The organism is Ruegeria sp. HKCCD6604 (assembly GCF_013110635.1).
Lineage (GTDB): Bacteria > Pseudomonadota > Alphaproteobacteria > Rhodobacterales > Rhodobacteraceae > Ruegeria.
In genome coordinates this window covers 1-14,564 of sequence record NZ_WVQW01000020.1, presented here as the reverse complement: position 1 = coordinate 14,564, position 14,564 = coordinate 1, and the positions used below count along the sequence as shown (strand labels likewise).

Here is a 14,564-nt window from a genome sequence, read left to right as displayed (position 1 = left end):
CCGCACCAAGATCATCCCGCCGCTACCGTGGTCGACTTTCTCACCGCCGTTCTCATAACCAACTGTAACAAGAGAACTTCATCGCTTTCAGAAAATGATCTCATAATCGGCGCAACTAAGCAGAACGGGGAATCGATATGCTGTGTCGCTTCGAACCTGAAGGTTTGGTGGCACCGCGTTGAATAAAGGCTTCAGAAAAAATTCTCCAAATCTGACCCATGATCCATCTAAGCTGGTGTCTTTTACCGTGATTTCAACGGGTTCAACAATTTTGTCCGAGGGGGGGCACAAATCAGATATTTCGCCTTGTATTCCCGTCGCTTGCAAGGATATACCCGTCGATGGAGACGTGGCCGAGTGGTCGAAGGCGCTCCCCTGCTAAGGGAGTAGGCGGGAAACCGTCTCGAGGGTTCGAATCCCTTCGTCTCCGCCATTTACCTATTTCAGTGAGTTGATGTGGCGTGTTTAACGTGCCGTATTCCTATAAATAGCAGGCACTTACTATCTAGTAGTATCATCTTGAGTTTTACCCAGTTGTCCATAATATTTTCTATTGAGTGGTATATTGTGTGGTATTTCCATGGCTGCGCTCGGCGGGAAGCTGACAAAGAAGCTAGTAGAGAATCTTGGCCAGGGTCGGCATGGCGACGGTTCTGGCCTGTACCTTGTTGTTGACCCCTCTGGTGCGCGACGCTGGATCGTGCGCGTAACGGTCAAAGGGCAGAAGAACCGCAAGGGCGCACCGCTGAGAACGGATTTTGGTTTGGGCGGCGCTGATGTTGTCACTTTGAATCAGGCTCGAGAAAGAGCGCTCGAATATCGTCGGATGGCAAAAGCCGGGTTGAACCCGCGTTTCAATGCTCAGCGCGAAATCCCGACCTTTGAAGAACTCAGCCGCCAGGTTCACATTGATCGCCTGCCTACATGGAAGAATGCCAAACATGGACAGCAATGGCTCAACACCTTGCGCGACTACGCGTTCCCAAAGATCGGCCGTATGCCCGTGGACAGCATCGATCAGCCCGAAGTGCTGATGTGCCTGTCGCCAATCTGGACCGAGAAACACGAAACTGCAAAGCGGCTGTCGCAGCGGATCAAAACGGTACTCGACGTGGCAAAGTCCAAGGGCTTCCGCTCGGGCGAGAACCCGGTGAGCGCGATCCGCGAAGGCAAGGTGCTGCCCACCGTCAAAGCCAAGGTCCAGCACCATGACGCAATGCCGTGGCAGGAGGTGCCCGCATTCTATGCCGAGTTGCAGACCCGCTCAGCCATGGCCGCCAAGGCGTTGCAGTTCACCATTCTGACCGCCTGCCGAACCTCTGAAGTGCTAGAGATGAAATGGCCCGAGGTCGATGTCGATGTGCGCCTGTGGACCATACCTGCGGAGCGCATGAAGGGCGGGCAGGTCCATCGTGTTCCTCTCACCGACGGAATGTTGGCCATTCTGAAGCCGCTGCGTGCGCTGGCCTCTGACTATGTGTTCGAGGGGCAAAAGCGGCATCAGCCTTTGTCAAACATGTCCATGCTGATGCTGCTACGTCGGATGCGGCAGGATGGCGTCACCGTGCACGGTTTCCGCAGTTCGTTTCGGGATTGGGCGGCGGAAGCTGCAAACGCGCCTCGGGAAGTAGCAGAGGCAGCATTGGCTCATCAGGTTGGGTCTGATGTGGAGCGGGCTTATGCACGGTCGGATTTGTTGGAACGTCGGCGCGAATTGGTTGAGGGCTGGAGTGGGTTCATATGTTAACGACCCTGATGGGAGGAAAAGACGGTTTTGGAACGTTTTTCGGAAGAAGAAAGTGAACGATTAAACAAGATTCTTTCTTATGAATTGAACCCGTTCGTTCATGGCGAGGGCGAGTTAAAATCAGTTCCTCTTGGCAGAAAAACAAAGGACTGGCTGTTTGAAACTCGCATGAATTTGCCTTCCAATGTGAACGCCGAGCTTGACCGCATTGGTTTCGACGAGCTGCCGGATCAAGTTCGTGTTCATCTGTTGAATGAAATTTTGGAAGAAAGGCAGATCAGTTCAGCGCCCAAATGGTGGGAGATGAACTTCTTTGAGTTTTCCACAAATGACTTGTGGGAGTTTTTCGTGGAGCAATGTCGAAGAAATTACGAAATCGACCACATGAGGGAGTATTTTGACCTGCTCATAGCATCGTTTGTAGAGCTGGAAGAGGCTCGACATATTCTGCAAGTCAGCAAACTAAATGAAAGTAAATACTCTCGGGAGCAAGTGGATTTAGCGCTCGAAGTTTTTGATAGAAGCTACCCTTTGGATTTCTGCGACTATGAAGAAGCTCCGCGGCGATCGAGAAGTCCACTAGACAAATTGAAAGAGGCTTTGGCATTTGAGCTCGACAAGCTTGATTCAGTGTTCACTAAGCGTTGGTTCGAGTTCAAAATATTGGACGAGCTGGCTAGCTTCAAAAGTTACATTCATGAAGGTTCAAGGGATAGCGAGCTGAGTAAAGCTATAGCTGGTCAGCTGCGCCACTACATGTACGGTCAGCTCTTGGCACTAGGCCGGATGGTCGAACATTACCGCTGGAAATTCAGTTACGAAGATGCAGCAATAACCGGAGTGCAGTCAGCAAAAACGCGACTAAGGGCTGGTGAAGCTGGTGCGCGTTCATCACGACAACGCAGGCTCCAAAACTTGGAGCTACTGATGCAGCAAATCGAGCAGTTGTCAGGCGCGGTCGATTTTGTCAGTGAAGAACGCATCGTTGAGCAAGCTTTGGAAAAGACAGTTGAGAAACATGAGGACTTCCCCAAAACGCAAAAAACTCATGCGGACTACGGAACCGCGTTGCGGTCAGTGGAGCCTTTCAAATCGAGATACGAAGCAGTGTTCAGGAAAAACGCCTAAGCGTTTTCTCGCTTCTGGAAAGCGCTTAGGCGCAGGAAATAGTTTGGTGAAACTTCGGCAAAGCTGCCTATAATTAGGAGCCATCGCAACTGATCCAAGAGGATTTCAACGATGGCAAACGTCTTCAATGACGACCGGGTCTACTTCCCAGAAGACCCTGAAATGCAATTGCTGGGAAACCGCGAAAAGCTGGCTCAATGGCGCCACCGCATGTGTGGTCCGGCCTTTATCCGCATCGGTCGGCGGATCGCCTATCATGGCGCTGATCTGAACGCCTGGCTGGCGACGCGGCGCACCGATCCCAACAACGAGGCTGCATAATGAAAAACCCCAACTCCAAGCGCGGAGATGGGGCTTTTCCAGTGACATCAACTGCCACCCTAGCAAGTTCTGTTGATGCCACAGGATGCCCCGCGCCGACAAGACAAAACGAGCGCCGGTACTACTGGTCGCCTTTGAGCCACTCTGTAGAACGAGTGAATATTCGGAAAGGACGGATCGATCATGGCTGATGTGTCCGTTTCCAAACCGCGCAACCAGAGCTATGCAAGCGGGTCCGACACTGGCCCTCTTTCCCGAACTGATCATCGGGAAACCGCTGAGACCTACAGCGGCGAAATCTTTCGCCATGGTATCTACCGCGTCGCCGTATGCCGGGACAGTATCCAATGGCTGTTTCAGCGCCAGAGACCCCAATTTCCGGCCGGGGGAGCGGCCTGGGACACGCTCGGTTACTGTGTGTCCAAATCCGGCCTAATCCGGCTCGTCCGGGCACATATCAGCTTTGATATCCCTGAACTGAATGGTTTGCCCGAGCATTTCCCACGGAGTTGTCGCCATGAGTAGGCGGCGATCTCCCAAGGGTAAACGGTCGAATGAGGGTCAATATGTTCCTCTGCCTTATGCCATGATCAAATCTCCGGCATGGCGAGCGTTGTCCGGACCTGCAGTGAAGCTCTGGTTGGAGCTTCACACCCGCTACCACGGTGGCAACAACGGCAAGGTTTTTCTGTCGATGAACGAGGCGGCGGAAACTCTCGGATTGGGCAAGGCCACTATTCAGCGGGCTTTCGAGGATCTGCAAGACAAAGGCTTTCTTGAGCTGGAGCAGAAAGGCAACTGGTATCACCGTCGGGCTCACGAATGGCGGTTGACGACCAAGGCGACGCAGGCCCGGTCCGGCAAAAAAGCTGCAACCAACGATTGGCGGTTTTGGCAGCCCGAAAAAACAAAACGCGGTTCTAAGACGGACCCGTCAGCATCCTCGGTGGTTCCGTTTGAGAACCCAAAGACCTCCCATGGTTCCAAACCAGAACCGGTCAGGCCGATTTCTCGACGGTCCATCGGTTCTGAAACGGAACACTAATACTAACCACTCCCTGTTACGCGAGGCGGACATGAGCAAGACACGCAAAAACACCAGAAACCAATTGCTGCGTAAGAAAAAAGAACTGACTGAAGCGGAAACAGCCGCAGTAACAACCCTTCGTGAAAAGAGGCAGTCGCATGTTAGGCCACCCGATATGACACTAGATTTCAATGAAGAAAGCCAAACCCTCAAGGTAGGGCACAAGGACAAGCAGCCTGTTGCAGCGACGGCGCTGGCCATGCATGAACTGGGGACAGTGGATAATCGGTTTTACGAGGGAGTTCTGGAACAAGTGGCCGCTCTGGGTAAACATGGCAGCCCCGTTTCAGAAACAGCTTCGAATTTTGTCCTTTCTGTAGTCGGAGGTGTGCAGCCGCAGGACGAGGTTGAAGCCATGCTTGCGATCCAAATGGGTGCAATTCATCAGGCCACGATGATGATGGCGCGCAGGCTCAATCACGTCGAAACTCTCCCGCAGCAAGATTCAGCGGAACGGGCACTCAATAAACTTGCGCGGACCTTCACCAGCCAGGTTGAGACCCTCAAACGCTATCGATCCAAAGCAGATCAAACTGTGCGTGTCGAACGCGTTGAGGTTAAAGAAGGTGGGCAGGCAATCGTTGGTAACGTCTACAACGAGGGGCGGTCGGATGACAAAAAGTGACGACAGCCTCATGGACCCCGCCAAAAGACTGCGAGACGCGCCCAGATGCACAGCAACGGCAAAGTCCACTGGCATGCGCTGCCGCGCACCCGCTGTTCAAGGTTGGAGCGTGTGCCGAATGCATGGTGCCGGAGGAGGGCATGCTGCTGGGCCAAGCCATCCGTCCTGGAAGCACGGAGAAAGATCGCGGAGCGCTGTGCAGGCACGCAAAGCCGTCAATGACTTGATACGAAGGGAGAGAAATCTGCAGAAATTGCTCAATTTACTAAAGTTCTAGGGTCGCAGTGCCTCTCGACACAGAATTGCAGCGTTTCATCGCAAACTGGGCTTTCAAGCAAACTAAAGCTTTGAGAGCAAAGCAGCCATCAACGTGCATGCATCAACTATCGCATTGGTGATTGTTGCTTATTCAGTCGGCGGTTTGCAAATTGGTAAAGAACCGCGCAGCGGCGACCAGCGGCATAGAACAGCTTGTTTTTCTCACGGGCTGATCTTCACACCGCAAGCCAAGCCACCCAGGTTTTCGGACGTTCCGAGTTCTAGCTTCCCACCGTAGGCGGCCAATAAATCAACGGAAATAGACAGGCCCAAACCAGTTCCTCTTACAGAAGTATCCAGCCGATTGCCGGAACGAAGGACCTCAAGCCTTTGGTCTTCTGGTACTCCGGGTCCGTTGTCTTCAACAAAAATTTCGATTCCATCAACAGTGCGCCTCGCGGTGATTTGGAGTGTTGTCCGGCTCCACTTGAGGGCGTTGTCGAGGAGGTTTCCAATCACTTCCTCGATGTCCTGGGGGTCCATTCGAACTTGAAGACCAGCCTCGCAATTCGAAACGAGCGTCTTCCCCTCGCGTTCGGCCATGACCGAGAACAGCCGGGACAGTCGTTCGACCGAATTCGTCAGGTCTGTCCTGGAATGTGTTAACTCTCCGGTGTTTGATGCACGCATGCGCGCGAGTGAACGGCTAAGCTGGGCGTCAATTCGAGTTAGCGCTTCTTCCGCAGGCTCCGTATGTGCTCCTGCGTCTGCCAGTTCCGCCAATTCGTTTCGTAAGATAGCCGTCGGTGTCTTGAGGGCATGCGCCAGATCCGCCGCTTGTCTTCGCGAACCTGAGACAATCTCGCGGTTTCGATGCAGCAGTTTGTTGAGATCTTCCACCAAGGGCGAAACCTCTTCCGGGTAGTCTTCGGGAGTCAGCTCATCGCCTCGATCCCAGCGATGGGCGACATCGGCGCGCAACTTCCGGAGCGGGCCAACAATGGCGGACATCAGCAAAAGAGAACTTGCCACTCCGATCAAACCAACCAATCCGAAAACCGGGAGCAGGTATCTTTGTGCAGCGCTGCGTTCGTTGATCAGTTCGCTCCTGCTTTCGGCGACAGTTACGCCCCACTCCGTTCCGTCCTCGAACGTGATCTTTTGATAAACGCTACGAATGGCTTCGCTATCTGGACCGGAAGTGTTCCAAATGATTGTTTCGTCATTTCCGCGCGGGGGCTCGGCGATCGTTTCATCGAAGAGTGAAGCAGACGTATAGATGGCGCCGGTACTGTCCGTTACTTGCCAATACCGCCCCGAGTATGGCGTGCTATACGCAGGATCGAATACCACCTGTCGCAGGGTTTCAGGGTCATCCGTGGTGGCGCTGAGGCCAACAACAACCTGCGTGTGCCGGTCTTGTAGCGTTGCGTCGAACTGCTCCAGAACGCGCGTATTGATGTAGGAAAACACCATCAGCGTACCGACGCCTACGGACAACGCTCCCGAAGCGATACCTCCGAGTAAGGCCCGTTGGCGCAACGAGAGCATTAGGCGGAATCAATCATATAGCCGCGACCCCGGACGGTTGTAATCAAATCGGAGCCCAGCTTTTTACGCAGGCGGGTCACAAATACTGCAATCGTGTTGGAGTCTCTGTCGCCGTCATATTCGTAGATGTGTTCCGACAGCTCAGTGCGCGACACCATGCGACCGATGTTGTGCGCCAGATAGGTCAGAACGGCGATCTCCTGCGCGGTCAAATCGACAGGAATGCCCCCAACGGCAACCCGCCCGTTCCGCGTATCCAGAGAGACATCTCCCATTTCTATCACGGGGTTCAATTGACCGCTCTGACGTCGCAAGATGGCCCGTACACGTGCCGCCAATTCGGGCATATGGAACGGCTTGGTCATATAGTCATCCGCGCCGGCATCCAAGCCGTCGACGCGTTCGCTCCAGCCATCTCTGGCCGTCAGGATCAAGACCGGTGTCTTGACGCCCGCGCTGCGCCATTCGCGCAGGACCGAAATGCCGTCACGCTCAGGCAAGCCGATGTCGAGGATGATCATGTCGTACGGTTCAGTCGACCCCAGATGCAGGGCATCTGAACCATTGTTGGCCACGTCGACCACGCGACCTTCCGCACCCAATAGCTTTTTGACTTGCTCACAAAGCTGGGGTTCGTCTTCGGCAAGGAGTATTCGCATATCCAGAGACTACAGCTAAACCAGCGTGATCTTCACTTTATTTTTTGCTACCGCCGTTGCCGCCACCGTTGCCACCGCCGTTGCCGCCACCGTTGCCACCGCCGTTGCCGCCACCGTTGCCACCGCCGTTGCCGCCACCGTTGCCACCGCCGTTGCCGCCACCGTTGCCACCGCCGTTGCCGCCACCGTTGCCACCGCCGTTGCCGCCACCGTTGCCGCCGCCGTTGCCGCCACCGTTGCCACCGCCGTTGCCGCCACCGTTGCCGTTACCATTGCCGCCGGCATTGCTTCGGCCTGCACTGTTTCCACGAGTGGTAGAGGCACTCTGAGCGTTGTTGCTTTTGGATTTGGTTGAATTGCGTGCGGCTTCAGAAATCTCGCGCCCCGTACTTGAACGGTTCGAGACGACTGTGCCGGTTTCGGCGTTCACGATCACGCTGACGATTTTCCCGCCCGGCTTTTTGACCAGAATACGATAGTAAATCTTGTCTGTTTTGAATGCGCGCGCATCAACAGGGGTTCCGCCGTATGCTTTTTTCACGCCTTTGATCACACGGTTCAGCCGTATCGCACTGCCTGACAACGTCGCCATGCGCAGTTCAGACTGTTTGAGTTCGCGTGCATCTGCCGCCGCTTGCCCACCAGACAAGACAGTCAGCAAAGCTGCAACCAGAAAAAACGCTTTGGCCTGCATAACACCCTCAAACACCTTCATCGAAGACTACTAGGCCAGACATGAACCGATGATGAACAAGCAGTTAGCCCTGCGTTCAAGCGACCTAAAGTTAAATCAGTGGCAACGGTTTTGATTCGACTGCGAGTCAGACTGCCGAAACACCGTGGTCAACCTCAGCGCGCTGATTGCCGTTGCTGGAGGTTTTGAGGAGATTGAAAATGAAAACCACCAAGTGCGGACTGCTTAAAGCTTCGACGATCGCGATTGCCTTGTTGGGGTCCACGGCCATTGTAGCCACCGTCGCAGCTCCTGATTTTGCTTATGCCAAGCCGGGTAACGGTAATGGTGGCGGCAATGGCGGTGGAAACGGTGGTGGTAACGGTAATGGCGGCGGAAACGGTGGTGGTAACGGTAATGGCGGTGGGAATGGCAACGGCGGCGGCAATGGGAATGGCGGTGGCAATGGAAATGGCGGTGGGAATGGCAACGGCGCCCAGGGAGATCGCGGAGACAACAGCTCGGCTGGGAATGGTGGCCGTGGGAAAGGGGCCGACAAAAGCCGTAGCGGGGCCAAGGCCGGGATATTCGGACAGGGGAAAACAAAATCGCAGTCTGCTCGGTCTGGTACGAAAAAAGGCGGAGGGTTTTCTCTGAAAAATCTGTTCAACGGGAAAGGCAAAGCTCGCAATACAGCAACCACCTCAAGGGTTGCTACGACAACCCTTCAAACGCAAAAGACCAAGGCGCAAAGTACGGTTCGCCAGAATGTGATTTTAGAAGAGTCCAAGCGCCCAGTTGCCCGGGCAAAAGGCAATCGTATGGCTGCGCTACTTGGTGCACATCCCTCTGAGTTGGGCGCACTGAACGCCGCCAATGCAAGCCCAACGGCCCTGGCCAATGCAGCACCCAATTCGCGGGTTGGCAGAATTGCCACGTACCGAGACACAGTGCTGGCCGGAGAGCCTTTGCGGGAGGAACTGGAAGAACAGTTGGAGTTTCTTGAAGGGCTGGAAGAACCAGAGCGGACAGTTCAAGAAATCGAGGATGACTTGGAAGTCGCAGTAGGTGAGGTACAAACCAACCGGGATACGGTCGCAGAACTTGAACAAGCTTTGGAGGACGCGGGCGGTAGTGATCCGGATATCGAAGCGCAGCTAGAAGAGGCCCAAGCCGAGTTAGACGCTTCGATTGATGAAGCTCAGACTCTGAATGACGAAAGACAGGCAGCCATTGAATACAATGAAGCCGTTGAAGAGGTGGAAGAGCTGACTGAACTTGTCGAAGAGCAAGATCTGGCCGAACGTGAGGCACTGGAAGCCGCTGCCAACAAGCCTGTTACGGATGCAGTTGAGGAACAGGTTAAAGCGCTGCTGGGGCTTTGACCGGAGGCTTCCCGGCAATCGCCAGTCTCCACTTCAGGACGAACTGAAAGCTGGAGCGTCGATAAGCCTTTCGGATACTAAGTTGGAAGGTAGATTCAGTCGGCCTGATAGGCGCAAGCTCTTGATGATTGCGATGCGCAACAAGAAAATCCCGCCCCAAGCTGGGACAGGTTCCTGTTACAATTCAGATGTTTAGGGCGAAAATCGAGAATTGTCGGGGGGGCAGCCGAATTGCCTTCAGACGTTTTGGTGAGCCTCGGATAGCCGCTTGTTTTTTGTGATCTCTGTCAGTGCATTTTCGATAGGAGGGAAGCGGCTATTGCTCGAATTCATCGCGGTTTGCAGGCGCTCTTCAGCAGATTTGCTAGAGGTCCGCATCGCAATTTCAGTGCTGCGATCTTCAGTCACAAAGGCAGGTTTGACCATTTTGTTCCCCTTGTTTCCGTCAAACGATATACGTCTCGTTCGATCCAACTTGGTCAGTATGCGCAAAGTTGTTTGAACCTAATGAGAATACACTGTTCATGTTCGGTTAATGTTGTTTGCGAAATAAGAACAAAGGATTGGTCTGGCCGGGCGCCACTTCAATTGCCCCATTCCAACTTGACGGTTTCTAAGTTCGTTAGATGAGAATGTTGTGCCAAGCGAACCATAGCTTCACAGCAGAAGACTTCGGCAGTAAGCCAGTCTCCGCCGATGCATTGGTCAAATCCCGAAGATGATCATAATTGGAAAGATCAGTTAAAGGAGGCGGAAAAGATGAAAACGGCTTTGGCAATCACGGCGACGGTGTTCACTATGCAGGCCGGGCCCTTTGCGGGTGCGAGTTTTGACATCCAGTCTCTTGATCTTGGACAGAGTATCGGGTCGCACAATGCACTGCAGCCTGTTTTCGTGAAATCAAAAGCAGGTAACTGTCCTCCGGGTTTGGCCAAGAAAGCAGTGCCGTGCGTTCCGCCCGGCCAAGCTAAACGATACCGAGTCGGGGATTTCATCTACAATGGGTATGTTCGCATCGACAATCCTAGCCGATATGGCCTGCGGCGAAACGGCTACTATGTGCGTGCCGGAGACTATGTTTACCAAGTGAACCGGGAGACACACGAGGTGCTGAACCTAATAGGGGCAGTGGTCGATGTTCTTAATTGATTGCATACTTTACGATCAATCACTGCTCGGATTGACGCCTTTGGGTTGTAGGTGAAGCACGGGAGTTTGGGCTTTTCGAGGCCGTCATAGGCGAAGCAGCATCACCGTTAATCTTACCCTGTAACGTCATTAGGGAAGGTCCAGAGCCGACTTTGAATGTTCCCTCACAAGTCTGTCGTCGCAGCCCGCTTTCCGATCATGTGCCGCAGTTCTAGGTTCTAGGCTTCAGCGAATTCACCAGATGCGCAGGAAGCCGCCGCTAGCTGCATTGCGATGCAAAGAGACCATTTGAATGTCTGGTCTGCGGACTTTGCTGCCGTTGCCCCAAGGTCCGCTTCCAGAGGTCCGCCCATGGTGTTTGCAATGCTCGACTACTCAGCGGATTTGCAATCCCAGTGACTCCGCTGAAAACATAGAGCTTCTTTGTAAAATGAGTCGTCTAACGCCTGTGGAATATCAGCGGGTTACCTGCTGAATGTATAATGAGCCATCAGAACAAGGAAAACTGCCTCCCGAAGGCGAGAAAGGACAGTGGATCCGAGATTGAAAGCCCTTGTTTTTCTGGATTTGAAGTCGGTTTAGATCGCCACGGATCTTTTGAAAAGTTGCAGTATCGTCGCGGATGGTTTGAGGTCTATCAGGTGCCGCGTCTCTCTAAGCTCGTTCTGGAATCAGCAGTATCGTTGTCTGTCGGTGGGTTTCCCGAGGGAAAAATGGCGGCGCATTCACATCAGAAAGCACCGCCAACGTATTAGTTGCGCTATGCGTCACCCTTATGGAAGAAGGGTAATCCCCGCCTTTGCGTGCACATAGTAGACAAGCAGGGTGCCTTTGGCTGCGCTAACTGCCAAATAGGCGAAAAATACGAAGAGCGCCTTGAAGGCCGTATCTTTCGATCTGGAGAGCGCGCTCTCTACGAACTCAAACAAGTAGACACCTGCAACGATTGCGCTGGCAATTGTCATTACGAAGTAGCACGATACGAAAATGGACATTTTTGTCACCGTTTCCTTAGCCACGGACGCAGTGTGCGAACCGCTGCAAGTCAAGGATCACTGGCCACCGGGAGGAAGGATTCGTCGCGAACCAGATATCGGGAGGAAACGGGAGGAAAAACTTTGAACCGATCTCGAGCTGATTTGGAACACAAATGAAAAAACGACAGGGACAAGGTGGGCGTAGGAATTATGATGCGGTAGTTTCAGGGCAACGCTACCGGCTAGCGACACTCAGAAACGAATACCCGTTTGGCCTACTGAATAGCGATACGGCACTCTACGCCGCACTTGGCTTAAAGGGTGCAGGACTCGGTTCGTTGGCATCCAAAACTGGTTATGTTCGACCTATCGACAAAGCCCTATCGGCGACGCTTCCCACCATGAGCTTGGAGACACTAAAAAGACGGTTTGCCATATCCTCCAACGGCTCGGCAAAGGTAAATCAGCACCCTTTTGAAAAGAACCTCTGCGATGGTCTTGGTTGGGTCTTTGCCTCAGATTGCGAGCTCTGGAACAGAGAACAGAAGTTGGACGACGCTTTCTTTAATGAGAAGCGCAGTCAAATCAGTCAGTTCTTGCAAACCGGAAAACCCCAGCTTGCGGAAATCCTTTTCGGCCTTAAGACCGCTTGGGCGCGTGAAATAACATCACAGTCTCTTAATCGCCGAGCCAGCCCAGCAGAATGCAAAGAATTTTTGTCTGGAGACCGTCCGCCGGATCTGCGTTTCGTCATATCGGATGCCTCAATCAGTCGAGGGGATATCGAAAAGGACTTTTACAAAGACATTGTCGAAAAGCGATCGCGTTGCTTCCTGCTGACATCCTCTGCCGGGGACGGAAAATCGACACTTCTTTTGCGCCTTGCCTTCCAAGCAAAGAAAGATGGATTTCGCGTCTATTTTGCCGACTCAAGCTGCCATAACAATCACAGGTTTAGATTCAAACTGGGGATATCGGAAGAAGACCGAGGAGTATTATTCGTCGATGACGCTCACACCATCGTAGATCCAACGGTAATCCCGATGTGGCTCGACGAAAACCCCGGGATCCAATTGGTCCTAGCCTCACGCGAAATTAACTGGAATTTCGCGAAAGCAAGTTCTCAAGACCTAAAGGCTCGAAGATTTCAAATCCCCAGACTCACAGATAAAGGTGCGCAACGTATTGCAAGAAAATATGTCCAATTTGATGTCGTCCCGGGCGCATCAGAAGAGCAAAATCTGACTGCATTCCGCAATGCTACACACGGTGCTGAGTTCCCGCATTTTCTTGCGGCTGCGATGTCGGTTTCGAAAGGGAAGGAGTTCCGCGAGATAATCGAAACAATGGTGGAAGGGTTTCCATTTCGGGATATTCTAGCGGCGACAGCACTGTGCCAATGCGCCGATGATGGTTCAAACGACTTGTTGTGTAGTAGACCGGTTCTTAGAGCAACTCGGTCAAAGTCTGATGGGACCAGCGCGACACATTTATCGATCAAGAAATTCAACGAAGACTTTCGAAAGGTCAGCAGCGAGATCGTACCCGTGGGTGGGAGTCGATACGCATTGAGGCATCCCGATATTGCCCAAATTGCTCTCGAGAGACTCTTTGGCCCCTTAGCAGGCGGCACATTTGCGGACACATCTGAATTTTTCAACGAATTTGCCAACCTTCAGCGCGCCGTGGTGGACACAAAGCTATATGGAAACCAGCACGAGCAAAGAAATGTACCTAGCATTGCTGGGCTCTTGAGATTCTATATTCAATCGAATTTTTTGACCGATGCGATCGTAATTTTGGATTTGCTGTCTGATTTGAAGAATTACTTGGGAGCAGAGCAGAGTAACCGACTGATTTTTTATCATGTATTTTCATCTGTATTTGATGTGTTTGTTGAAGCTGCTGAGAAAAACGAGACAATATTGGAAGAAGTAATATCGGAAGCTCAAACTTGCATTGAGGAACTCTGCGTTGCACCGGATGAAAGTTCAGACACGGAAGATGTGCGGGATCGTCTTGACCGCGCTCTATTCGCTTTGTTTGGCTTGCGGCAGAAACTACGACTGAAGAGCGAGAAGTTTGAAGATGGTGATCCGCAATTTCGTGCAATCATAGAAAATGAGTTTTGGGAATTCTGGAAATTCCGAGCTGGTAAATTTAAGGGCTTGGTGATTTTTCGTGACTATGGCCTGCCTTTTGCGGAAACGTTCTATGAAGACGGTGGAAGTGAATTTGTTCGGTCAATACTGATAGACCTGCATAACGACGATAAATTGTCACCTGCGATCGTTATTTTTTGGATTGGGTCAATTGCTGAAGAGTATCATTTTGGCGTAGGCGAGATGGTTGAACCTGCTGAGTTAACCAATCGTTGGTTGCTTCGAGTTGCTTCAGAAGCAACCGATTTTTCAAACTCACAACTGTCGGTTCTGTATTGCAGCTTTGAAAGCATGCAACCTGACGCCTTTATTGGAAGTATTCGGGACGAAAGCGGGGTCGTAATAGAACCGGAGGAATGGTCTGCGCGATGGGTTTTGCGGAAGGCCATTGAAAAGAAATCCTTCAATGACTCCGGGGTGGTTCAATCGCTTGTCACTTTGGAAATGGCGCAGTCGGACGCCTTTATTGGAAGTGTTCGGGACGAAAGCGGGGTCGCAATAGAACCGGAGGAATGGTCTGCGCGATGGGTTTTGCGGAAGGCCATTGAAAAGAAATCCTTCAATGACTCCGGGGTGGTTCAATCGCTTGTCACTTTGGAAATGGCGCAGTCGGACGCCTTTATTGGAAGTGTTCGGGACGAAAGCGGGGTCGCAATAGAACCGGAGGAATGGTCTGCGCGATGGGTTTTGCGGAAGACCATTGAAAAGAAATCCTTCAATGACTCCGGGGTGGTTCAATCGCTTGTCACTTTGGAAATGGCGCAGTCGGACGCCTTTATTGGAAGTATTCGGGACGAAAGCGGGGTCGCAATAGAACCGGAGGAATGGTCTGCGCGATGGGT

15 protein-coding genes and 1 tRNA gene are annotated in these 14,564 nt (G+C 52.6%); 11 read left to right on the top strand and 5 right to left on the bottom strand.

Annotated elements, in window-relative coordinates:
* From GS614_RS22025 to GS614_RS21690, 7 genes are all read left to right on the top strand, one after another.
* Window positions 1-186, top strand: a 186-nt coding sequence (locus GS614_RS22025; protein ID WP_216601248.1) for a hypothetical protein, incomplete at its 5' end; no start/stop codon positions are given.
* Between the two features lie 157 nt (window positions 187-343).
* Window positions 344-433: transfer RNA gene (locus tag GS614_RS21715), tRNA-Ser, on the top strand.
* A gap of 147 nt (window positions 434-580) precedes the next feature.
* Window positions 581-1,747: a site-specific integrase gene (locus GS614_RS21710; protein ID WP_171727307.1), complete on the top strand. Its 1,167-nt coding sequence runs from the start codon at window positions 581-583 to the stop codon at window positions 1,745-1,747.
* 27 nt (window positions 1,748-1,774) lie between these two features.
* The gene (locus GS614_RS21705) at window positions 1,775-2,875 is read left to right on the top strand and encodes a hypothetical protein (protein ID WP_171727306.1); all 1,101 of its coding nucleotides are present in this window, start codon (window positions 1,775-1,777) and stop codon (window positions 2,873-2,875) included.
* A 111-nt stretch (window positions 2,876-2,986) separates the two neighbouring features.
* Window positions 2,987-3,196 carry a MerR family transcriptional regulator gene (locus GS614_RS21700; RefSeq protein ID WP_170707014.1) on the top strand — a complete coding sequence of 70 codons (210 nt, stop codon included), beginning with the start codon at window positions 2,987-2,989 and terminating at the stop codon, window positions 3,194-3,196.
* Between the two features lie 517 nt (window positions 3,197-3,713).
* Entirely contained in the window at window positions 3,714-4,241 is a 528-nt protein-coding gene (locus tag GS614_RS21695; RefSeq protein ID WP_171119820.1) for a helix-turn-helix domain-containing protein, read from the top strand.
* 31 nt (window positions 4,242-4,272) lie between these two features.
* A complete protein-coding gene (locus GS614_RS21690) occupies window positions 4,273-4,908 on the top strand; it encodes a hypothetical protein (RefSeq protein WP_171727305.1) in 636 nt (211 codons plus the stop codon).
* Window positions 4,909-5,388: 480 nt separating this feature from the next.
* Here the strand turns inward: GS614_RS21690 and GS614_RS21685 are convergent, their stop codons facing one another.
* The 3 genes from GS614_RS21685 to GS614_RS22020 form a co-directional block, all read right to left on the bottom strand.
* Window positions 5,389-6,642 (bottom strand): HAMP domain-containing sensor histidine kinase, encoded by a 1,254-nt coding sequence (locus GS614_RS21685; RefSeq protein WP_171727304.1) that lies wholly within the window; start codon window positions 6,640-6,642, stop codon window positions 5,389-5,391.
* Window positions 6,643-6,716: 74 nt separating this feature from the next.
* Window positions 6,717-7,376, bottom strand: coding sequence for a response regulator transcription factor (locus GS614_RS21680; RefSeq protein WP_171727303.1), 660 nt, complete (start codon window positions 7,374-7,376; stop codon window positions 6,717-6,719).
* 37 nt (window positions 7,377-7,413) lie between these two features.
* Window positions 7,414-8,091: a PepSY domain-containing protein gene (locus GS614_RS22020; RefSeq protein WP_216601247.1), complete on the bottom strand. Its 678-nt coding sequence runs from the start codon at window positions 8,089-8,091 to the stop codon at window positions 7,414-7,416.
* A gap of 179 nt (window positions 8,092-8,270) precedes the next feature.
* On the opposite strand from GS614_RS22020, the gene GS614_RS21670 reads away from it, so the two are divergent.
* Window positions 8,271-9,434 (top strand): hypothetical protein, encoded by a 1,164-nt coding sequence (locus GS614_RS21670; protein ID WP_171727299.1) that lies wholly within the window; start codon window positions 8,271-8,273, stop codon window positions 9,432-9,434.
* 237 nt (window positions 9,435-9,671) lie between these two features.
* Here GS614_RS21670 and GS614_RS21665 read toward each other — a convergent pair whose 3' ends face one another.
* Window positions 9,672-9,860, bottom strand: a complete 189-nt coding sequence (locus GS614_RS21665) for a hypothetical protein (protein WP_171641446.1) — start codon at window positions 9,858-9,860, stop codon at window positions 9,672-9,674.
* A 333-nt stretch (window positions 9,861-10,193) separates the two neighbouring features.
* Between GS614_RS21665 and GS614_RS21660 the strand changes: the two genes are divergently transcribed.
* Window positions 10,194-10,583: a hypothetical protein gene (locus GS614_RS21660; RefSeq protein WP_253283497.1), complete on the top strand. Its 390-nt coding sequence runs from the start codon at window positions 10,194-10,196 to the stop codon at window positions 10,581-10,583.
* 482 nt (window positions 10,584-11,065) lie between these two features.
* Complete coding sequence (locus tag GS614_RS21655; protein WP_171727302.1) at window positions 11,066-11,338, top strand: hypothetical protein; 273 nt, start codon at window positions 11,066-11,068, stop codon at window positions 11,336-11,338.
* Between the two features lie 18 nt (window positions 11,339-11,356).
* On the opposite strand, the gene GS614_RS21650 is transcribed toward GS614_RS21655, so the two are convergent.
* Window positions 11,357-11,578: a hypothetical protein gene (locus GS614_RS21650; RefSeq protein ID WP_171727301.1), complete on the bottom strand. Its 222-nt coding sequence runs from the start codon at window positions 11,576-11,578 to the stop codon at window positions 11,357-11,359.
* A 155-nt stretch (window positions 11,579-11,733) separates the two neighbouring features.
* On the opposite strand from GS614_RS21650, the gene GS614_RS21645 reads away from it, so the two are divergent.
* Window positions 11,734-14,564: hypothetical protein (locus tag GS614_RS21645; RefSeq protein ID WP_171727300.1), on the top strand; the 2,831-nt coding region annotated here is incomplete at its 3' end.